We start from the raw sequence: 21,119 nt of genomic DNA, 5'->3' as shown, positions 1-21,119 counted from the left end.
GACTTTCACAGCATAGCCCCTTTTTGCATGGGTGCTTTACCAAAGTAAAGAAAAAGGAGTTGGGCTTATGGTGACTTTAGACGGTTCTTCATTGACAACAGTGGACGTTGCTCGTGTGCTGTTTGATTTTGAAGAGGCAGCGGCTTCCGAGGAAAGTATGGGACGTGTGAAGAAAAGCAGAGCGGCAGTGGAACGGATTGTTCACGATGAAAAAACAATTTACGGCATCAATACCGGATTTGGCAAATTTAGTGATGTCTTGATTCAGAAAGAAGACTCAGCGGAGCTGCAGCTGAATTTAATCCTTTCTCATGCCTGCGGAGTCGGCGATCCTTTTCCTGAGTGTGTTTCCAGGGCCATGCTGCTTTTGCGCGCCAATGCGCTGTTAAAAGGCTTTTCCGGTGTACGCGCTGAGCTGATCGAACAATTGCTTGCCTTTTTAAATAAACGCGTCCATCCTGTCATCCCCCAGCAGGGATCACTTGGCGCAAGCGGGGATCTGGCGCCGCTCTCCCACCTGGCGCTTGCGCTGATCGGGCAAGGAGAAGTCTTTTTTGAGGGAGAAAGGATGCCGGCAATGAAAGGCTTGAAAAAAGCTGGAATTCAACCGGTATCACTGACATCCAAGGAAGGGCTTGCCTTGATTAACGGGACTCAGGCCATGACTGCTATGGGTGTGGTCGCATACATTGAAGCGGAAAAACTAGCCTATCAAACAGAGCGCATTGCCAGCTTAACGATTGAAGGGCTCCGCGGAATTATCGATGCGTTTGACGAGGATATTCACTCCGCCCGCGGCTATCAGGAGCAGATCGATGTCGCAGAGCGAATCCGTTTTTATCTATCTGACAGCAGCTTGACAACCTCTCAGGGAGAACTGCGGGTTCAGGATGCGTATTCATTGCGCTGTATTCCGCAAGTGCACGGTGCGACCTGGCAGACGTTAGGCTATGTGAAAGAAAAATTAGAGATTGAGATGAATGCAGCTACGGACAACCCTCTTATTTTCAATGACGGGGACAAAGTCATTTCTGGCGGAAACTTTCACGGACAGCCGATCGCCTTTGCCATGGATTTTCTAAAAATCGCAGTATCAGAGCTTGCGAATATCGCAGAACGCAGGATAGAGCGCCTTGTAAACCCGCAGCTGAATGACCTGCCGCCATTCCTAAGCCCTCATCCCGGTCTGCAATCCGGTGCAATGATCATGCAGTATGCCGCGGCCTCACTTGTTTCTGAAAATAAAACACTGGCCCATCCCGCAAGTGTGGACTCTATTCCGTCATCCGCCAACCAAGAAGACCACGTCAGCATGGGAACCATCGCCGCGCGGCATGCTTATCAGGTGATCGCGAATACAAGAAGAGTGATTGCGATTGAAGCAATTTGCGCATTGCAGGCTGTTGAATACAGAGGCATAGAACATGCTGCCTCCTACACCAAACAGCTTTTTCAAGAAATGAGAAAAGTCGTGCCGTCCATTCAGCAGGACCGTGTTTTTTCCTATGACATTGAACGCTTGACTGTCTGGCTGAAGAAGGAATCTTTATTACCTAATCATCAGAAAGAAGAACTAAGGGGGATGAACATATGACTGATGTAAAAAAATCAATCCGTGCCAATAGAGGAACAGAACTTGAATGCTTAGGGTGGGAGCAAGAGGCGGTGCTTCGGATGCTTCGAAACAACCTTGATCCGGAAGTCGCCGAGAAGCCGGAAGACCTGATTGTATATGGCGGGATTGGCAAAGCGGCACGGGATTGGGACGCTTTTCACGCCATTGAGCAATCCTTAAAAACACTAAAACATGATGAGACATTGCTCGTGCAATCCGGAAAGCCCGTTGGCATGTTCCGTACACACCCGCAGGCGCCGCGCGTGCTTTTAGCAAACTCTGTGCTTGTTCCGAAGTGGGCGAACTGGGAGCATTTCCACGAGCTTGAGAAAAAAGGGTTAATGATGTACGGGCAAATGACAGCAGGCAGCTGGATTTACATTGGCTCACAAGGCATTTTGCAAGGAACCTATGAAACCTTCGCTGAGCTCGCGAGACAGCATTTCGGAGGAAGCTTAAAAGGGACATTGACGCTGACAGCCGGTCTCGGCGGAATGGGGGGCGCCCAGCCGCTGTCTGTCACGATGAATGACGGAGTTGTGATTGCCGTCGAGGTTGATGAGAAACGAATCGACAAACGAATTGAAACAAAATACTGTGACCGGAAAACAGCGTCGATTGAGGAAGCCTTAGCGTGGGCTGAAGAAGCAAAGCTAGCAGGAAAACCTCTCTCCATCGCTCTTCTCGGAAATGCGGCAGAGGTTCACCATACTCTTCTGAACCGCGGCGTCACCATTGATATCGTCACCGATCAGACGTCTGCCCATGACCCATTAATCGGTTATGTTCCTGAGGGCTATTCACTTGATGAAGCTGATCGTTTGCGCCAAGACAATCCAGACCTTTACGTGCGCCTTGCGAAACAAAGCATGAAAAAACATGTGGAAGCCATGCTGGCCTTTCAACAAAAGGGTTCAGTTGTATTTGACTACGGCAACAACATCCGGCAAGTTGCTAAGGATGAAGGGCTGGAGAATGCCTTCGATTTTCCGGGGTTTGTCCCTGCTTATATCCGCCCCTTATTCTGTGAAGGAAAAGGGCCATTCCGCTGGGCGGCGCTTTCCGGTGATCCGGCAGATATTTACCGTACGGATGCGTTATTAAAAGAACTGTTCCCGGCAAATAAAGCCCTTCACCGCTGGATCGATATGGCTCAGGAAAAAGTCGCTTTCCAAGGCTTGCCGTCCCGTATTTGCTGGCTTGGATACGGAGAAAGAAAAAAGATGGGGCTTGCCATTAACGAATTGGTTCGAAACGGGGAGCTAAAGGCGCCTGTCGTCATTGGGAGAGATCATCTGGACTGCGGGTCTGTCGCCTCACCAAACCGGGAGACAGAAGCGATGATGGACGGAAGTGACGCTGTCGGCGATTGGGCTGTGCTAAATGCGCTTGTCAACACAGCGGCGGGTGCGAGCTGGGTTTCCTTCCACCATGGCGGCGGCGTTGGAATGGGCTATTCACTGCATGCCGGTATGGTTGCGGTTGCCGATGGAAGCAAGCTGGCTGACGAACGGCTCGCCCGAGTCTTAACGAGCGACCCGGGAATGGGCATTATCCGTCATGCGGATGCGGGTTATGAACGTGCTGTTGAAGTAGCGAAAAAACAAGACATTATCGTGCCAATGCAAAAATAAGGGAGTGATGACATGCCGAAACAAATTGATACGATACTCATCAACATTGGTCAGCTTTTGACGATGGAAAGCAGCGGCCCCCGCGCGGGCAAAAGCATGCAGGATCTTCATGTGATCGAAGATGCTGTTGTCGGGATCCACGAACAGAAGATTGTGTTCGCCGGAAAAAAAGGGGCTGAAGCCGATTACGAGGCAGACGAAATCATTGACTGTTCGGGACGGCTTGTAACGCCGGGCCTCGTCGATCCGCATACCCATCTTGTATTTGGCGGATCTCGGGAAAAGGAGATGAATCTAAAGCTTCAGGGCATTTCCTATTTAGAAATTCTGGCGCAGGGCGGCGGGATTTTGTCCACTGTCAAAGACACCCGGGCTGCCTCGGAGGAAGAGCTGCTGAAAAAAGGCCATTTACATCTGAAAAGAATGCTGTCATATGGCACGACCACTGCTGAAGTGAAGAGCGGCTACGGCTTAGATAAAAATACAGAGCTGAAACAATTGCGTGTCGCGAAACAACTGCATGAGAGCCAGCCCATTGACCTTGTCTCCACTTTCATGGGCGCTCATGCCATTCCTCCTGAAGATAAGGACCGCCCCGATGAGTTTTTAGATCGCATGCTGGATCTTTTGCCGGAAATAAAAGCGGAAGAGCTCGCAGCCTTTGCAGATATTTTTACAGAAACAGGCGTTTTTACAGTCAGCCAATCCCGACGTTACTTAAAAAAAGCGGCTGAGGCGGGATTCGGATTAAAAATCCACGCTGATGAAATTGATCCTCTTGGAGGAGCTGAATTAGCGGCTGAGCTAAGAGCTGTCTCAGCCGATCACTTGGTGGGCGCCTCAAATGAAGGCATACAGCAAATGGCTGAATCAGGAACCATCGCCGTCCTCTTGCCGGGCACGACGTTTTACCTTGGCAAACACACATATGCCAGAGCAAGAGACATGATTGATGCGGGGGTACGTGTCAGCTTGGCAACGGACTTTAATCCGGGCAGCTCCCCAACTGAAAATATTCAGCTGACAATGTCGATTGCCGCGCTTCACCTGAAAATGACCGCAGAAGAAATATGGCATGCCGTCACAGTCAATGCCGCATATGCCATAGGAAAAGGTGATGAAGCAGGGCAGCTCAAAGCTGGACGCTCTGCAGATCTTGTCATTTGGCAAGCCTCGAATTACATGTATATTCCGTATCACTACGGCGTCAATCATGTACATCAAGTCATGAAAAACGGAACAATTGTAGTCAACAGGGAGGGAGGCATTTATGAATAAATACCCTTTTCTCAGAGAGGCAGGTTCTTCGTTTAAAGACCGAGATGTCACAAAAATGAGCGATCTGATAGAAAAATGGAACGGCCAAAGCATTAAGGGGCCGGGACTGATAGGTGTCCCCCTATCAAAATCGTCCATCAGTCATTCCGGCGCTTCCTTTGCCCCCGGAACAATACGCCAGGCTCTAAAACATTCATCGGCTTATTCTGCTGAGCTTGGGGAACATGTCGTATCAGATTTTCTTTATGATCTGGGGGATGTCGATATTCATGTGACTGATATCGTGAAATCACATGATCAAATCTTCCAAACCATGCATGCTCTGCTTTCGGATTATCCAGATTGGGTGCCGCTCATACTCGGGGGAGATAACTCCATCAGCTACTCCACCATAAAAGCGATTGCGCAAACGAAAGGAAAGACAGCCGTTATTCAATTTGATGCCCATCATGATGTGCGGAACACGGAGGACGGGGGGCCGACAAACGGCACCCCCTTCCGCCGCCTTTTGGATGAAGAGATTATAGAAGGTCAGCATTTGATTCAACTGGGTATCAGAGAATTCAGCAACAGCTTGGCTTATGAAACATACGCGAAAAATCATCACGTGGACATCCACACGATGGGAATGATTCGTGAGAAAGGCCTGATCCCGACCATTAAAGAAATCCTGCCTGCTGTTCAAACTGAAACAGACTTTATTTTTATATCTGTTGATATGGATGTCTTAGACCAGTCTCATGCACCCGGCTGTCCAGCGATTGGCCCGGGCGGCCTCTATACAGACGAATTACTCGAAGCAATCAAGTACATCGCACAAGAGCCCAATGTCGCAGGGATCGAAATCGTTGAAGTTGATCCCACCCTCGATTTTCGGGATATGACAAGCAGAGCCGCAGCTCACGTTCTGTTACACGCATTAAAAGGGATGAAACGCTCCCGATTCAAGTGATCTTCCGGCAGGTTGTATGTTGGTAACAAGAAACTCATCTGCCTGATAAACGGCAGCTAAAAGGAGGACGAGACGGTGGGTCTTCAGGAGAAAAGCGGCCATCAGCTGAAACGGACAATGAAAAGCAGGCACTTATTTATGATTTCATTGGGAGGCGTCATAGGAACAGGACTTTTTCTCAGCACGGGCTATACGCTAAGCCAAGCCGGGCCCGGCGGGACGATACTCGCTTATTTAATCGGCGGATTGATGATGTACCTCGTCATGCAATGTCTCGGTGAATTGTCAGTCGCCATGCCGGTGACCGGTTCCTTTCAAAAATACGCTACAACATTCATCGGGCCATCTACCGGTTTTATGGTCGGCATCATGTACTGGGTGAATTGGGTGGTGACGGTAGGTTCTGAGTTTACCGCATCCGGTATTCTCATGCAGCGCTGGTTTCCTGACAGCAGCGTATGGATGTGGAGCGCGATTTTTGCAGCTCTCCTTTTCGTATGCAACGCATTTTCAGTCAAATTATTTGCGGAAACCGAATTTTGGTTTTCGAGCGTGAAGATTGTCACCATCATTTTATTTATCATCTTAGGAGGCGCCGCCATGTTTGGCTTGATCTCTTTAAACGGGACGGCTGATGCCCCTATGTTTTCAAATTTCACCGGTCATGGAGGATTGTTTCCGAACGGCTTTCTCGCTGTATTTATCGCCATGATATCTGTGAGTTTTGCCTTTTCCGGAACAGAATTAATCGGCGTCACAGCAGGAGAATCCGCAAATCCTCAAAAGGATATTCCGCGCTCCATCCGTAATGTCGCATGGAGGACAGTCATTTTTTTCATTGGTGCCATCTTCGTATTATCCGGACTGATTTCATGGAAAGAAGCAGGAGTAATTGAAAGCCCCTTTGTAGCAGTGTTTGCAGAGATCGGAATCCCTTACGCCGCAGATATTATGAATTTTGTTATATTAACAGCCTTGCTGTCCGTGGCCAATTCAGGCCTGTATGCCTCAACCCGTATGCTGTGGTCGTTAGCAAATGAAAACATGATCAGCTCTCGTTTTAAAAAAGTCACATCTAAAGGCATTCCACTCAATGCCTTAATCATCAGTATGGCTGTATCTTGTTTATCTCTCGTATCCAGTATTGTGGCACCTGGAACTGTATATGTGGTGATGGTAGCGATTGCTGGATTTGCAGGGGTTGTGGTCTGGATGAGCATTGCGCTGTCTCAACTCTTGTTCCGAAAGAGATTTCTTAAAAAAGGGGGGAATGTAAAAGATCTGACATTTCGCACACCGCTTTATCCTCTTATGCCTATAGCCGCCCTTTTATTATGTTCAGCTTCTTGTATCGGTCTGGCTTTTGATCCCAATCAAAGAATCGCTCTCTTCTGCGGAATTCCTTGTATCATCCTATGCTATCTCATCTACTATTTCAGAAAAAATCTTACGAAAGCAAAAAAAATCGAACAAGAGGATTATCAGGTTGATCATATCCTGTAATCAAAACAGCACACCCCACTCAGGATGGGATGTGCTTTATTTTTATTCCGTAATTAATGTATGAATCAGCTTCGGCGCCTTCGCTTCCGCTGCGATGCGGATGTTGTCATAAACTTTCGCGATGACTTCATCGACGTTTTCGCGGTTGGCGTAAAGCGTCACGAGTGGTTCACCTTTTTCTACCTTGTCGCCGACCTTTTTGCGGAGCATGATGCCGACGGCTAAATCAATTTCGTCTTCTTTTGTGGCGCGTCCGGCTCCTAACAGCATGGCAGCAACGCCGATTTCGTCCGCTACGATTTCGGAGACCACACCCGCTTCTTTTGCTGGCACATCAATGTGATAAGCCGCTTGCGGAAGCTTAGACGGATCGTCAACAATCGAGCTGTCACCGCCTTGGTTTTTTAAGAAATCTTTGAATTTCTCTAGCGCTTTGCCGTTTTTCATGACCTCTTCAAGCTTCGCTCTTGCTTCGTCTAATGTACCTGCTTTTTTCGCAAGCACGACCATTTGGCTGCCGAGTGTTAAGACTAGCTCGTGCAGGTCTTCAGGGCCTTCGCCTTTGAGCGTGTCTATCGCTTCTTTCACTTCAAGCGCATTTCCGATCGCAAAGCCGAGCGGCTGGGACATGTCGGAGATGACAGCCATCGTTTGGCGGCCGACTTTGTTGCCGATTCGTACCATTGCTTTCGCGAGTTCAGCCGCATCTTCCTCTGTTTTCATAAAGGCGCCCGCTCCCGTTTTCACGTCAAGCACGATCGCGTCCGCTCCGGCAGCGATTTTTTTGCTCATAATGGAGCTAGCGATAAGCGGGATGGAATTTACCGTACCCGTTACATCACGCAGGGCGTACAGTTTTTTATCCGCCGGCGTTAAGTTGCCGCTTTGGCCAATGACGGCAACCTTGTCGCGGTTCACAAGCTTAATAAATTCGTCCTTAGACAGTTCCACGTGAAACCCGTCGATCGCCTCTAATTTATCAATTGTTCCGCCCGTATGACCGAGGCCGCGGCCGGACATTTTGGCAACCGGCACATCAAGAGCCGCGACAAGCGGTGCAAGGACGAGTGTTGTCGTGTCGCCGACGCCGCCGGTTGAATGTTTATCCACTTTAATTCCCTCGATGGCAGAAAGATCAATCGTTTCACCGGAGTTCACCATAGCCATTGTTAAGTCCGCCCGTTCACGATCACTCATATCCTGAAAATAAATCGCCATGGCAAGCGCGCTTGCCTGATAATCAGGAATGCTTCCGTCCGTATAGCCGTTCACGAAAAACTGGATTTCTTCTGTGGTGAGTTCTTTTCCGTTTTGTTTTTTGATGATAATATCTACCATTCTCATTTTAGTCACCGATCCTTTTCGATTATGTTCAGTAAATCAGACCTACAACTGCCGCTGTTAAAAAGCTGACAAGCGTAGCACCGTATAATAATTTCAGACCGAAACGAGCAACAACGTTTCCTTGCTTTTCATTCAGACCCTTTACAGCACCGGCAATGATACCGATGGAAGAGAAGTTCGCGAACGAAACGAGGAATACTGATACAATCGCTGTTGTGCGGCCGCTGAAGTGAAAACCGTTTTGCGAAAGAGACGTCATAGCGACAAACTCGTTCGATACCATTTTTGTTGCCATAATACTTCCGGCGTTAACAGCCTCATTCCATGGAATACCAACAAGAAAAGCGAATGGAGCAAACACATATCCAAGCAGGTCTTGGAAGGAAATACCGAGTACAGCGTTAAAGATACCATTGATCAAAGCAATAATCGCGACAAATCCAATCAGCATTGCTGCGACAACAACCGCTACTTTGAAACCATCTAAGATGTATTCTCCGAGCACTTCGAAGAAGGATTGTTTTTCTTCATTTTCTACACGGAGCATATCCTCATCTTTTGCGACCTCGTAAGGATTAATGATAGAGGCAATGATAAAACCGCCAAATAAGTTCAATACAAGAGCCGTTACGACGTATTCAGGCTTCAGCATCGTCATGTAAGCGCCGACGATTGACATGGATACGGTTGACATCGCAGAAGCGCAAAGCGTGTACAAACGCTGCTGTGACAGTAAACCGAGTTCTTTCTTTAAGGAGATAAAGACTTCTGATTGCCCTAAAATTGCAGATGCGACAGCATTATACGACTCAAGTCTTCCCATTCCGTTTACCTTGCTGAGGGCAAGGCCGATGTATTTAATAATAAACGGGAGGATCTTCCATTTTTGCAGAATTCCGATGAGTGCAGAAATAAATACAATCGGCAAGAGAACGTTCATAAAGAATGTCGATTGATCCGCATTCACCAAACCGCCAAACACAAAGTTGATTCCTTCTGCCGCATAGCCAAGCAGGTAGCTGAATCCTTGTGCAAATCCTCCTACGAGAAAATTCCCGATCCCCGTATTAAGGAGAATGTAACCGAGAATAAACTGCAAAATGAGCATGACAATAATTGGGCGGACCTTAATTCTTTTTTTGCCGCTGCTCGCGATCCACGCAAGGCCTAAAAACACGATTAAACCGATAATCCCGATCAAATACTTCATATGTGTTTCTCCTTTATTTGTATTCGCTTACATTATTATTTCCCCGGAAAGAAAAGCAGGGCACGGAAAGCAATTTGCCTTCCGTCTGCTTCTTAATAATTGTCTCCGCCGGCTCCGTTCTCTCCTTTTACAATGGAAACGCCTGCACTTGCGCCAATGCGGCTTGCACCTGCTTCGATCATCGTGTCTACATCTTCTTTCGTTCTGATACCCCCGGATGCTTTTACGCCGATATCAGGACCTACTGTTTTGCGCATTAAAGCGATATCTTCCTTCGTTGCGCCGCCTGTTGAAAAACCTGTTGAGGTTTTCACGAAATCCGCGCCCGCAGAAACTGCTAAACGGCATGCACGCTCTTTTTCTTCATCTGTCAGCAGGCATGTTTCAATAATAACTTTGACAAGCGCTTTTCCGGCTGCAGCTTCCACCACACCACGAATATCCGCTTCCACCGCTTCATCTTCTTTATCTTTCAAAGCGGCGATGTTAATAACCATGTCCACTTCAGTGGCGCCTTTTGAAATCGCATCCTTCGTTTCGAACGCTTTTGTTTCTGTTGTGTTGGCGCCGAGCGGGAAGCCGATGACTGTACATACGTCAACTCCTGTTCCCTCAAGCTCTTTTGCAGCCAGCTGCACCCATGTCGGATTTACACATACAGAAGCGAATTTGTATGTTTTCGCTTCTTCTATTAATTTCAGAATATCCGCTTTTTGTGTATGCGGTTTCAAAGCTGTATGATCAATTTTATTGGCTAATGGCATCCTTCGCACACTTCCTTTTTTGTTAAGATATTTTTTAGCATAACCGACTTTTGAACATATGTAAATTGGTAATTGAAATTTTGTTCAGCGAACGGTCTAAAGGTGTCACAAATCATTAACAAGTGCCCTTGCGGTATGCTGATCAATGATTAACACGTTGGCATATTTTCCTGTTAACGCACCGTGGATAGAAGGCACTTTTCGGCTTCCGCCGGCCACTAATATAGAGCGTTCCTTCAGCCTCAGATCTTCAAGCTCGACGCCGATGGTCCGGTCATTGATGGCGGTGCTGCAAATATTCCCTTCCTCGTCAAAGAACCGCGAACAGATATCTCCAACAGCCTGATGTTTCAGCAATGCTTTCTCTTCTTCGTTAAAATAGCCGAGCCGGAATAACAGCGCCTCGTCCCGGACGGTACCAACTGTAAAGAGAGCGATATTGGCCTGCTTGCCCATCTCGATAATCCGTGCGATATGGCGGTCCTTCTCTACCATTCGCTTTACATCGGCGTTATCAAAAATGACGGGAAGCGGGAGATAGCGCGGCATCGTTTGAAAAGCCTCTGCAAACAGCTGAATCGTTTCAGCCGAATAGGTGTTTACCCGGGAATGGCTGATGCCGCCTTTCAGCTGGACGACCTCTACACCCTTTATTTGCTTTGGCTGCATGTTTTGCGCGATCTGATACATGGTGGTTCCCCAGCTGACGCCGACGATGTCGCCGTCTTTTACCGTTTCATGCATATATTCTGCACCGTAACGGCTCAAGTCATGTGTGATTGCTGCATAGTCCGGTGTCGGAGAAAACACAACGTGTGCTTCGAGAAGCCCATATTTCTCTTCCAGCATCGAACCCAGCGCATCTAAATCTTCAAAAGGGTCCATCACGCGAATTTGGACAAATCCTTTTTCTTTTGCGTATTGCAGCAATCGGGAAACGGTCGGCCTTGAAATGCTGAGCTGCTCTGCGATTTGCTGCTGACTGTAGTCAGACTGATAATAAAGCCTTGCCGCTTCTATGCTTAATTGTTGTTTTTCCCGATCCATTCCGCACCTCCCTTGAAAGACATACAACGCATTACTTGTTTATATTTCCAATCACTTAAATCTGTTATACGAGCTGCTTAGATCATTAAACTTTCCCGCGAATTTAATTTAACTTTATTTTCACATACAGCATACTATGAAGTTTTCCATTCTCCAATATATAAATTACTCTTCCAACACCCAAATCATATTAAAAGCAGGCGAAAAAACAGAAAAAACTTTTAAAATTAGAAAATACATTTTTATATATCATATTATAAATTTATTCAATTAAATAGAAAAATATAGTTGACTTCCCACTTTATTATAGTTATATTGAATTAGCGCATTTAATAAAAGGAAGGGTTTTGTATTTGAAAAAAGTATCTCTCATATTACTATCTATAGTATCTTTGTACTTATTATCAGCATGTAATAATAACAAAATAAAAATGGTAACAGATGAAATTTCCGAACCAATAATTGTTATTACAGATACAGATAAAAATTCAAAAAATGAAGATAATACGTTTTGGTTGGATTCTGGATCAAAGCATATTTATTTCAAAGAAATATTTTGGTCATCAGACATTGAGGGTGGACCATTTTATAAAAAACAAATCGCTTCTAATGATGTTGATAGTAAGCAAGTTTTAAAAGATAAAAAGACTGACACAGCTCCCCTTCCGAAACATTATAAAATTTCTATGGTTACAGATTTAAAACATCCTACCCCAGCATATATATTGGGCAAAATAAATAGTGCTGGTGGAAAAGAAATTACATGGAAACAGGAATATAAGGAGCCTGATAGTGATAGTGATTATTTAATTGAACTGCCATCTTTTAAAGGCAGTACAGCTACTATCTCTTTAAGGTTTATTTGGATGAATGAAAACCAAGAATGCTACGGTGTGGCGGACAAGGTTTTTAATATAAAAAAAATTTAGGAGTGAATACACTTGAAAAAGAAGTTATTTGTATTGATGCTAGTACTGGGTATCAGTATTACATCACTTGGTGCAGCTAAGGTTTTTGCAATACACGCACCTGATGCTAACTATAAAGATACTTCATTTCATTTTGGATTTTTAAAGGGTAATCCATATGATGAAACAAAAAAACGTGATAAGTATAGAACGACCTATGTTTATCAAAAAGTGGAGGATGTTAATATTTCCTACAAATCTTGGGTGAAAGCAAAAGGAAAGGATGCCTCAAGAGGACACATCTACACTATAAAATCAAAAGGTGTAGTTCTCATGACTAACTGGGCAGTTGAAGATCATAAAGGCTGGTGGGCTGACTATGTACCAACTTCAATTGCGGCTAAAAAGGACGGGAAGGGTCATTCAAACGGCGTTTGGAGTCCTGATTACGATAAAAACTCTTAATAACATAAAATAATCATTATTATTATTTAGTTTAAGGAAGATTTAAGTTCTTTGAGGACTCCTTAACTAGTAATATATTATTTAGGTGCTGGCTACGCTCAGTGCCTATTTATATTTATAAATGGAGGGATTATATGGGGGCATTAATTTTACATCGTCTTCTACATAGAAAATCATTTTATATATCGCTATTATTTGGATTATTTTGTGCAATTGCCTATTTTTATGCGGATGAACTTTTCTTAACTGAATCACTAGAAAAAGATGGAGGAGTTGCATTCACTCCTTATACAAAATGGATGGGTATTGGAGGATTTTCAGATTATCCCGCATTGTTTTTATTTTTGTTACCCATATTGGCCACTTTGCCATTGGCAGATTTATTTGCCAGTGATCATCGTACAGGTTTCACGTCATTTTTATTTTCAAGAAAGAAAGCTAGCTCTTATTTTAAACATTTATTAATTATAAATTTTGCGGCAGGCTTTTTTGCCGGAGCAATTCCTTTATGTATTAATCTTTATCTATCTTTTATGAAACTTCCTAATGTCCCGCCTGACCGAGTAATCAATAATGAAATGCCATTAGTCACAGGATATACTTTTTTCCCAGATTTATACTATAACCATCCATTGCTGCATATTTTTTTCTATATCATGCTGACTGGTTTATTTGCAGGCATCTGGGCTACTCTAGCATTAAGCATTGGTATGTTTTTCAAAAACACTTTCGTTGTTGTGTTGTCTTCATTTGCTTTTGAATTTATTCTAAATACTATTTTTTCAACGATAGGGCAGGATAGTTTGCAAGCGTCTAGTTTCTTACAGCAACAAGCCACTAATGGCGCAAGTTTTTCAGGCATGTGTTTTCAATTAATAGGGATGGTTGTTCTTAGTATTGTACTTTATGTTATAGGAGTTCGAAGGTATGTTCATAGTTAGAGAATGGAAAAGCCTTATAGCAGATCTACGTGCCGATAAATGGAAGTTGTTAGGATGGTTTTGCTTACTGATCCTAACCATTCTTTCTTTAATTAAGAATGCACGGCTTGAAGACGTAAAAGGCACGATCAGCATTGCAGATGCAATGGATCAATTTTTCTCGGTTTACACATTTGTTTTTCCTGTTACCCCACTTTTACTTTTGTTCATTGCAATTAGTCTTTTGCCTTTCTTTTCTCTATTTCGAGTCATTCGTTATAAATCAAGGGCAGAACTTTTTTTGGCTTTTGTTGGTCGAATTCTTGGTATCTCCTCTTGCTTTACATTTGTTTTTTTATTATTTGGTTTTATTATGAGTGTTATTTGGTGCGGGGGGTTTGTTCATAACTGGGATACAATTAATGGAACGCCCTACATATTATATGGGGAACAATTGCAGGTTAATGTATTTTCTCCTGTATGGATGATATTTCGTTATATCACAACAGCCTTTTTAGTTTTCTCTTTTTTTATAACCTGTACCAGTGCATTTTATTTAATTTTCTCAAAATATATTTATAGTTTTATATCAATAATATGTCTCCTTATGATGGATAGAATGTCGAATACATTTTTCAACATATCGATTTTACATGATTATCTCTCATTAGAATTAACTCAATGGCTAGTACCAGGATCTTTCGAAATTACAGTGTTTTTATATTTAGGGGGGACGATTCTGTTGCTATGTGCGATATATATTGGAATGATAACAAAAGATTTCTCTAACGGAACCATTGATATAAACAAACGAAAATAAAAAGTTTGGAGTGAAAAAAGTGTCAGAAACCTATTTAAAAGCAGATGGTGTAACCAAATTATTTAAGAAAAATAAAGTGTTAGATAATATATCTTTATCGTTGGAAAAAGGGAAAATATACGGTTTTCAAGGGAGAAATGGCTCCGGCAAAACAATGCTTCTCCGTATACTCTCTGGATTAATGAAGCCCACTGAAGGGCAAATTTGGATTAATGGGACTAACATAACAAAACAGGGTAATTTTCCAGATGATATTGGTGTACTTATAGAATATCCAGGTTTCGTATCTAATTACACAGGTTTTAAAAATTTAAAATTACTATCAATGATACGATCTAAAATTAACGATACCGATATTAGAAAAGCTATTACAAGTGTCGGACTTGACCCTGATGATAAAAAAAAGTATAAGAAGTATTCCTTAGGGATGAAACAACGATTAGGCATTGCACAAGCTATAATGGAGAACCAGCAGTTAATTATGCTAGATGAGCCTACAAATGCTTTAGATAGAGAAGCCGTTCATCTAGTTGAAAAGCTCTTTTTCGATTTAAAAGCTGAAGGTAAAACCATTCTAATTGCAAGTCATGATTATGAAACGCTTAAAACTGTTTCTGATAAAATTTTCGATATTGATGGGGGTCGTATTGTTAATGAATCCGAAAGGAATGTAAACTCATGACAAAAAGAAATTTTGTTTTAATATTTATGTGCTTTCTGTTTCTAGCCATAGCCTTTAGTATTTTTCAATATACGTCTGTAAATAAGCCTTATAGAGGATATAAATTGAACATCATCAATTCAAGAACTGAATCCTCAATTAATGCATTGGGTTTAACACAAACCTTTGGTCAAGCAAAAACTGAAACTATCAAAGATGAAATGTTAAATGAAATTACGAATTATATTATTCCTTTTACATTTAAGAATAGTACAGGCAAAACAATCGATCTTCACCCAGAGTTTTATCGTTTAATGCACGAAGAAGACATGACTCAAAGTATTGACTTTATTGACGATAAAACCAAAAAAAGAGTTTTAAGTATACCACCTGACACCATAATACATGGGAAAGTAATATTTACATACAACGACAACAATGTTGTGAAACCTTTACAACTAAATATAAATGATCGAAAAGGTATGGTTATTAATTTATTTAAAATTCCCGTCTTTGAGTAAATACAGGAAGGAGAAATATGAGAGACTTTTATTTATTATTCAAAAGAGATTTATTCACAGGTTATAACCATATAAAATTTAATTTCATTTCTTTGATTATTTTAAATCTATTCTTTTTATTTTATCCAATCATCCTAATTAAATCCTATGATACTGGCTTGCATTATTCTTTTTTAGATACATTAATTCTTGGAATTGGCGGAGTTCCTATTGAATTTGTTAAAGAGAAATCTTTTTCGTTTCCTTTTATATGGCTTTTTATGCAATTCAATATGGTGCTGTTAGTAAATACATGGGCAAGAAACGATGTAATAGATTCAGGTTCCTTTATAAGGATTAGAGTGCGTAAAAAGTGGAAACTCATCCTCAGTAAGTTCTGTATTATTTTTATTAGTACATTCATTTTTTGTGCTGTTGTATTTATATTACTCTTTTTTTTATGCGAAATATTTAAAATAGATGCTATCAATTACACAGAGTATACTATACACACACTTAGCTTTACAGAGAGTACCTTTACTTACAAACAATTGCTCGCATTTATTATCTTTTCAACTTTTTTAGGAATGCTTTCAGTTGTTTTCTTTTTCACTGCACTCTCTTATATTATTAAACCTATCTATTCACTCTTAACTGCAGCCACATGGCTTGTTTTATCTATTTTCAATGATAATATTTTTCTTATTGGAAATCTTAGTATGATTCTTAGATCCCTTAATACTTTTTCACATAACTCTATTATTATAACAATATCACTCCAAATCTCGTTTATTTTAATTACGATTATTTTAACTATACTCATTATGAATAAAAAGGAAATTCTTCATTCTAGCGTTAACGATTAAGTATAACAATAAATAATCATCATTTGATTTTAAAAAAGCTCTGTCATTTCTCGTTCAGAGCTTATTTTTCCCACTTCATATATTGATAAATGCCTTTCATGATGGCGTATATTCCATATAACACAAGCCCGCACGCCAAGAAGATCAGAATCAGTCTGCCATGCGGCTGCTGCGCGAGTTCAGCGAGCGCCCCGTCAAAGCCTCTTGTGTCGTCCGGATCAGAAGTGAGAGCGGTTTTTATGAGAAAGAAGCCGATGGCTGAGAAAATAATAGCACGGGCGATGTTGCCTGCGCGTCCTGTGTTTTTTGCAATACATATCATTTCTTTGCTCATTTTTGACGTATTGAATTCTTTCATAAAAGAAGCACGGATACCTTTTATGAATTGAACCACTGCAAATAGGAAAAAGCCCGCTCCTGTGAGTCCCGTCAGCCACTGCCCAAACGGCTGCGCCAATATATAAGCAGACCACGTCTGTTCTGAAGTGCTGCCGCTCCCATGATCAAAGACAAACCGAAGGGCATTCCACGCAATTGATGCGTATACGGCGGCACTGAACAAATTTCCCGTTCTTCGTGACAGGCCCCTTCTCCCTGTGCCGTGGCCCTCTGTATCCTTAACCGCACTCAGCACCATCCATATGACATACCCGATGAGTCCGACTCCGATGAAGAAAAGCAAAATCGACCCAAACGGCATGCGTGATAAGGTTTGAAGTGCTCCGCTTGAATCCTTTGCCCCGCTGCCAGAACCGGCAGCCGTCATCAATGCCAGAATGCCGAGCAAGATAAAAACACCGCCGAATGTAAAATAACCAAGCCTTCCGAACCGCTTTATCCAAGGCTTGGATTCCTGTTTTATTTTAGAGATGCACTGGTCCTTCGCATCCATGTGCCCAACCCTCTTTCCGGAATCGTTACTGTATCATTTCCCTAATGAGGAGAGTTGAAACAGCCTTCCTCAGTTTTGTTTAAGAGAGTCTTGTCTTTGCTGCCCGGCCGAATAGGCGGGCGTGGCCCACGCAGCTGCCGCGACAGCTGTAATACCGCCAGCTAATTTCCCGATGATCATGGCTGCTGCCATTTCTTTTTTCATTCCCGCCACAAAGCCGAGGTGGCTGCCGAGCACAAAGGCGGCGCTGACCGCAAACGCGACATTGATAACCTTTCTTCTCGGCGTCATGTCTTTTAAGGTGGCGAGCATTGGGATATGGTGTGCCAAAGAAGCAACCATTCCTGCTGTCGCTGCCTGATCTAGGTGCAATACCCTGCTCAAAGTATAGAGCTGTTTGCCAAAAGCTTTTGTGATAAAAGCTGTCAGCGGAAAAGCGCCCGCTAATACAATCGCGATGGTGCCTACGGTTTGTATGCCTGTTTCAATCTTTTCGAGGCCTGGTATCAGTAAAATGCCTGTCATCGTTTCAATCGAGACAGCAACAAGCCCAATGATCGCAACTATACTGACAGCCTTCCCAAAAACGTGAAATACGCGGATTTCTTGTCGGTGTAGCGCCATAATCCAAAAGCGATAACCGCAGAAAAAAGACTTGGAATCAGAATGTTTTTCAGGATCAATCCCATCTCAAATCCCGCAGCTAACCCGCCTGCGAAGCATCCGATCGGCACAGTGCACAGTCCGATTAAAATGCCTTTTGCAAAATACGGGTGATCCTGTTTTTCAATCATGCCAAGAGCGACAGGAATGGTGAACACGATTGTCGGCCCCATCATCGTCCCCAGAAATACCCATGAAAACACGCCGGCGTCCGGATCTTTCGCCATTTCTGCTGCCAGCGCATAGCCTCCCATATCAATGGCCAGAATGGTGTTGGCAAAGGAGGAAGGATCTGCGCCAATGGCGGCATAGATCGGGGACACCACGGGAATCAGTATTCCCGCAAGCACTGGCGCAAGCGACACTATCCCAACCATTGACAGCGCAAGCGGCCCCATGGCCTTAAAGCCTTCTGCAAACCGCTCGCCAAGCCCCCACCTGTTTCCCAAGCAATAATCGGCTGCCCCCAATAATAAAAAGATGGCCAGAATACATACAACCGCATCATTTACCGTCATGGCCTTTCTCCTTTATCAAACGTAAGATTTGGCTTTATCATATCATCTGAAGGAGGGATGGGAGGCGGATTCTAATCTAAATGCGATAAAAATTCTTTCATGTCAGCGCGCTCAATGGCTCCTATGATATGCGCTGCTTTTTGCACATCACTTGGCAGCGCTGATTTCAATTTTTCTTTTACGTCTTCTTCAGACAGACCGTTTCCGGGAGCTCCCTTTGGGCAGTCCACGCGCGCTTCACATATGCGGCCATCTGATAAAAATGCCCGAACAATGGTGAAACGGCCTTTTGGAACCGCTTGAGAGGCTGGCTGAATGCGATTGTCATACACACGCTGAATATGACGCATTGCGGCGTGCATGTGATTTGGTATCGGCTCGCTGTTGAAATGTTCAGCAATCAGCTTCTGTCCGTGCAGGGCAAGGGCAATGACATATTCAACGCTAAAGCGGCCTTCCTCTCCTGTTTTTGGTGATCTTGCGGTTAATGCAGCATCTCCGCCAGGCGGAAAGACGACTTCAATCCGTTCTGTATTGTCAGCAGAAATGGCTTCCTGAAAGATAAGCTGGCGAATGGCATCTGCCGCGTGGTGTGCCGCGGAGCAGAATGGATAGATTTTAAACCATAGACCTGGCTTCACGATTCTCCATGGTTCGCCCCAATGGCTTAACAGCGTGGTTTGGGACTTGTCTACATCACCGTATAGGCCGAAGAAACCTTTTTCTCCATCCAATGCCGTACGAGTGCCTCCAACATCAGATTGGGCCAGCTTAACAGCAAGCAAGCCTGATTGAGCTGCCAGCCCTGCGTGCAGCGGTTTCATTTCTGTACCGAATTGCACCCTCATTCCGGCAGACTGCGTTGCGGCAAAACCGATTGCTTTTTCCAGTTCTTCTTGAGTGAGTTCCTCCGCGTACCCGACAGCACAGGCGGCAGCTATGGCTCCGAGCGTTCCCGTATTGTGCCAGCCTTTTTCATAGTGCAGGCTGCCAATCGACTCTCCAAGCCTTGCCATCACTTCCACACCGACAATATAAGCGCCAAGAAGCCGCTCGTCACTTTCGCGAGCGGCAGCTGAAGCAATGAGTGCCGGTAAAATCACTGCACTTGGATGTCCCCTTACATCAGAATGGACATCATCGAAATCCAGAGCATGGGCGATAAATCCATTGAGCAGCGCAGATTGTAATGGCGCTGCCTTTTTCCCTTGCCCGATAATAGGGACAAGGGGCGTGCCGCCTTCCTCTTCAATCAGGTGCAAAAGCTTTTGAATGCCTTTTTCTTCTCTTCCTGCGAATGATGCGGCTGTAAAATCAAACAATCCCTTTTTGGCTTCACGCATCGCGTCAATGGCGTCCTCAGGTTGTGATAATCTTACAGCCTCAGCAAGACCTGCTGTCAGTTCTGTTTGGATCATTTGATTGACTCCAGTACAAGTACAGCCAGCTCAGCAAAGTAGCTGGCTGCAACTTGCAGTGCGTCTTCATCCAATGTAAACGCCGGATGATGCCACTCTTCTGTGCCGTTTGTTCCCATCCAGACAAAGAGGCCAGGAATTTTTTCTTGATAAAGAGCAAAGTCTTCTCCGCCCGGAGATTGCTCCGCTTGCACCGTTTGATAGCCAAGCCGTGCCGCAGCTTTGGATGCCGCGTTTAAAAATGTGCCGTCATTCTGAACGGACGGCAAATAAGGAAACCACCGGAATTCGGCCTGTGCCCCGTAGCCCGCGGCGATTCCTTCAGCCACTCGTTTCATATGCTCGGGAACGGTCTTTCTCGCTTCTTTTTGGAAGGTGCGAACGGTGCCTTCCATCTCAGCCTGGTCCGGAATCACGTTCCATGAACTGCCTGCCTGTAATCTTGTGATGCTGACAACCGCGTTTTGCAATGAGCTGATATTGCGGCTGACCACAGATTGCAGGCCGCTGATAATTTGTCCTGCTGCAGCGATTGGATCAATACTGTTATTTGGGATGCCGGCATGTCCGCCTTTCCCTTTCACAACAATCTCAAATCGGTCAACACTTGCCATGAGCGGACCTTCCTTTATCCCAATGGTGCCGACAGGCAAATCAGGCTTATTGTGCATGCCAAAAATGGCGGAAACGTCATCAAGTACGCCAGCTTCTATAACCTTTCTTGCTCCTGCGGCGATTTCTTCCGCAGGCTGAAAGATAAAGCGGACTGTGCCTTTCAGCTTGTCTCTTCTTTTATTCAGCAAAATCGCCGTGCCGATGATGGAAGCGGTATGAAAGTCATGCCCGCACGCATGCATCGTGCCGTCTATTTTAGAGGCAAACGGCAGATTCGTTTGTTCCTGGATCGGGAGCGCATCAATATCCGCTCGTATCGCAATAACGGGGCCGTCTTCCTGCCCTTTGATTTCGGCAATCACGCCAGTCTCTAATTGAGGAACGTCAACAATATCTATATGTTCTTCTTCAAGCCAGCGGCGGATTTTTTTTGTCGTTTCAAACTCTTGAAATGACAGTTCAGGGTGTGCATGAAGGTCACGCCGCATATTGATTAAACGTGTCTGAAACGTTTCTTCGGCCATTC

19 protein-coding genes and 1 pseudogene are annotated in these 21,119 nt (G+C 44.2%); 12 read left to right on the top strand and 8 right to left on the bottom strand.

Annotated features, from left to right (window positions below; all coding sequences use genetic code 11):
* Window positions 1-67 precede the first annotated feature (67 nt).
* The 5 genes from hutH to LJF29_RS10500 all read left to right on the top strand — a co-directional run bounded on the left by hutH (window position 68) and on the right by LJF29_RS10500 (window position 6,982).
* The gene (gene hutH, locus LJF29_RS10520) at window positions 68-1,594 is read left to right on the top strand and encodes a histidine ammonia-lyase (RefSeq protein WP_229148387.1); all 1,527 of its coding nucleotides are present in this window, start codon (window positions 68-70) and stop codon (window positions 1,592-1,594) included.
* On the top strand, window positions 1,591-3,249 hold the full coding sequence (gene hutU, locus LJF29_RS10515; protein ID WP_229148386.1) for a urocanate hydratase: 1,659 nt from the start codon (window positions 1,591-1,593) through the stop codon (window positions 3,247-3,249). Before hutH ends, hutU begins: the two co-directional genes overlap by 4 nt.
* Before the next feature lie 12 nt (window positions 3,250-3,261).
* Window positions 3,262-4,527, top strand: a complete 1,266-nt coding sequence (gene hutI / locus LJF29_RS10510; RefSeq protein WP_229148384.1) for an imidazolonepropionase — start codon at window positions 3,262-3,264, stop codon at window positions 4,525-4,527.
* Window positions 4,520-5,479, top strand: a complete 960-nt coding sequence (gene hutG / locus LJF29_RS10505; RefSeq protein ID WP_229148382.1) for a formimidoylglutamase — start codon at window positions 4,520-4,522, stop codon at window positions 5,477-5,479. The genes hutI and hutG overlap by 8 nt, the downstream gene beginning before the upstream one ends.
* Window positions 5,480-5,554: 75 nt before the next feature.
* Entirely contained in the window at window positions 5,555-6,982 is a 1,428-nt protein-coding gene (locus LJF29_RS10500; protein ID WP_229148381.1) for an amino acid permease, read from the top strand.
* 42 nt (window positions 6,983-7,024) lie between these two features.
* On the opposite strand, the gene LJF29_RS10495 is transcribed toward LJF29_RS10500, so the two are convergent.
* From LJF29_RS10495 to deoR, 4 genes are all read right to left on the bottom strand, one after another.
* Window positions 7,025-8,326 carry a pyrimidine-nucleoside phosphorylase gene (locus LJF29_RS10495; protein WP_010332494.1) on the bottom strand — a complete coding sequence of 434 codons (1,302 nt, stop codon included), beginning with the start codon at window positions 8,324-8,326 and terminating at the stop codon, window positions 7,025-7,027.
* A gap of 28 nt (window positions 8,327-8,354) precedes the next feature.
* Complete coding sequence (nupC, locus tag LJF29_RS10490) at window positions 8,355-9,536, bottom strand: nucleoside permease NupC (RefSeq protein WP_010332495.1); 1,182 nt, start codon at window positions 9,534-9,536, stop codon at window positions 8,355-8,357.
* A 92-nt stretch (window positions 9,537-9,628) separates the two neighbouring features.
* Complete coding sequence (deoC, locus tag LJF29_RS10485; RefSeq protein ID WP_229148380.1) at window positions 9,629-10,300, bottom strand: deoxyribose-phosphate aldolase; 672 nt, start codon at window positions 10,298-10,300, stop codon at window positions 9,629-9,631.
* Window positions 10,301-10,405: 105 nt separating this feature from the next.
* Entirely contained in the window at window positions 10,406-11,347 is a 942-nt protein-coding gene (deoR, locus tag LJF29_RS10480; protein ID WP_229148378.1) for a DNA-binding transcriptional repressor DeoR, read from the bottom strand.
* Window positions 11,348-11,700: 353 nt separating this feature from the next.
* On the opposite strand from deoR, the gene LJF29_RS10475 reads away from it, so the two are divergent.
* The 7 genes from LJF29_RS10475 (at window position 11,701) to LJF29_RS10445 (ending at window position 16,487) form a co-directional block, all read left to right on the top strand.
* A complete protein-coding gene (locus LJF29_RS10475; RefSeq protein ID WP_229148376.1) occupies window positions 11,701-12,276 on the top strand; it encodes a hypothetical protein in 576 nt (191 codons plus the stop codon).
* A gap of 12 nt (window positions 12,277-12,288) precedes the next feature.
* A complete protein-coding gene (locus LJF29_RS10470; protein WP_229148375.1) occupies window positions 12,289-12,720 on the top strand; it encodes a hypothetical protein in 432 nt (143 codons plus the stop codon).
* 134 nt (window positions 12,721-12,854) lie between these two features.
* Window positions 12,855-13,661, top strand: a complete 807-nt coding sequence (locus tag LJF29_RS10465; protein WP_229148373.1) for a hypothetical protein — start codon at window positions 12,855-12,857, stop codon at window positions 13,659-13,661.
* On the top strand, window positions 13,648-14,460 hold the full coding sequence (locus LJF29_RS10460) for a hypothetical protein (RefSeq protein WP_229148372.1): 813 nt from the start codon (window positions 13,648-13,650) through the stop codon (window positions 14,458-14,460). Before LJF29_RS10465 ends, LJF29_RS10460 begins: the two co-directional genes overlap by 14 nt.
* A 19-nt stretch (window positions 14,461-14,479) precedes the next feature.
* Entirely contained in the window at window positions 14,480-15,142 is a 663-nt protein-coding gene (locus LJF29_RS10455; RefSeq protein WP_229148371.1) for an ATP-binding cassette domain-containing protein, read from the top strand.
* Window positions 15,139-15,642: a hypothetical protein gene (locus LJF29_RS10450; protein WP_229148370.1), complete on the top strand. Its 504-nt coding sequence runs from the start codon at window positions 15,139-15,141 to the stop codon at window positions 15,640-15,642. Before LJF29_RS10455 ends, LJF29_RS10450 begins: the two co-directional genes overlap by 4 nt.
* Window positions 15,643-15,659: 17 nt before the next feature.
* On the top strand, window positions 15,660-16,487 hold the full coding sequence (locus LJF29_RS10445; RefSeq protein ID WP_229148369.1) for a hypothetical protein: 828 nt from the start codon (window positions 15,660-15,662) through the stop codon (window positions 16,485-16,487).
* A gap of 61 nt (window positions 16,488-16,548) precedes the next feature.
* Here LJF29_RS10445 and LJF29_RS10440 read toward each other — a convergent pair whose 3' ends face one another.
* From LJF29_RS10440 to LJF29_RS10425, 4 genes and pseudogenes are all read right to left on the bottom strand, one after another.
* Entirely contained in the window at window positions 16,549-17,379 is an 831-nt protein-coding gene (locus LJF29_RS10440; protein WP_229148368.1) for a DUF1206 domain-containing protein, read from the bottom strand.
* 69 nt (window positions 17,380-17,448) lie between these two features.
* Window positions 17,449-18,560, bottom strand: a pseudogene (gene eutH, locus LJF29_RS10435) (ethanolamine utilization protein EutH).
* Between the two features lie 71 nt (window positions 18,561-18,631).
* The gene (locus LJF29_RS10430) at window positions 18,632-19,978 is read right to left on the bottom strand and encodes an MmgE/PrpD family protein (protein ID WP_229148367.1); all 1,347 of its coding nucleotides are present in this window, start codon (window positions 19,976-19,978) and stop codon (window positions 18,632-18,634) included.
* On the bottom strand, window positions 19,975-21,117 hold the full coding sequence (locus tag LJF29_RS10425) for a M20 peptidase aminoacylase family protein (protein WP_229148366.1): 1,143 nt from the start codon (window positions 21,115-21,117) through the stop codon (window positions 19,975-19,977). The genes LJF29_RS10430 and LJF29_RS10425 overlap by 4 nt, the downstream gene beginning before the upstream one ends.
* Window positions 21,118-21,119: the final 2 nt, after the last annotated feature.

Source organism: Bacillus sp. LBG-1-113 (assembly GCF_020708615.1).
GTDB lineage: Bacteria > Bacillota > Bacilli > Bacillales > Bacillaceae > Bacillus > Bacillus mojavensis.
Note: the sequence above shows the minus strand (reverse complement) of the source record. Positions and strands in the feature narration are given on the sequence as shown.

Coding starts and splice junctions, on each gene's coding strand:
- LJF29_RS10450 (WP_229148370.1), top strand. CDS start 15,139: ATGACAAAAAGAAATTTTGTTTTAATATTTATGTGCTTTCTGTTTCTA.
- LJF29_RS10430 (WP_229148367.1), bottom strand. CDS start 19,978: ATGATCCAAACAGAACTGACAGCAGGTCTTGCTGAGGCTGTAAGATTA.
- LJF29_RS10440 (WP_229148368.1), bottom strand. CDS start 17,379: ATGGATGCGAAGGACCAGTGCATCTCTAAAATAAAACAGGAATCCAAG.
- nupC (WP_010332495.1), bottom strand. CDS start 9,536: ATGAAGTATTTGATCGGGATTATCGGTTTAATCGTGTTTTTAGGCCTT.
- LJF29_RS10465 (WP_229148373.1), top strand. CDS start 12,855: ATGGGGGCATTAATTTTACATCGTCTTCTACATAGAAAATCATTTTAT.
- hutH (WP_229148387.1), top strand. CDS start 68: ATGGTGACTTTAGACGGTTCTTCATTGACAACAGTGGACGTTGCTCGT.
- hutU (WP_229148386.1), top strand. CDS start 1,591: ATGACTGATGTAAAAAAATCAATCCGTGCCAATAGAGGAACAGAACTT.
- LJF29_RS10445 (WP_229148369.1), top strand. CDS start 15,660: ATGAGAGACTTTTATTTATTATTCAAAAGAGATTTATTCACAGGTTAT.
- deoR (WP_229148378.1), bottom strand. CDS start 11,347: ATGGATCGGGAAAAACAACAATTAAGCATAGAAGCGGCAAGGCTTTAT.
- hutI (WP_229148384.1), top strand. CDS start 3,262: ATGCCGAAACAAATTGATACGATACTCATCAACATTGGTCAGCTTTTG.
- deoC (WP_229148380.1), bottom strand. CDS start 10,300: ATGCCATTAGCCAATAAAATTGATCATACAGCTTTGAAACCGCATACA.
- LJF29_RS10495 (WP_010332494.1), bottom strand. CDS start 8,326: ATGAGAATGGTAGATATTATCATCAAAAAACAAAACGGAAAAGAACTC.
- hutG (WP_229148382.1), top strand. CDS start 4,520: ATGAATAAATACCCTTTTCTCAGAGAGGCAGGTTCTTCGTTTAAAGAC.
- LJF29_RS10425 (WP_229148366.1), bottom strand. CDS start 21,117: ATGGCCGAAGAAACGTTTCAGACACGTTTAATCAATATGCGGCGTGAC.
- LJF29_RS10460 (WP_229148372.1), top strand. CDS start 13,648: ATGTTCATAGTTAGAGAATGGAAAAGCCTTATAGCAGATCTACGTGCC.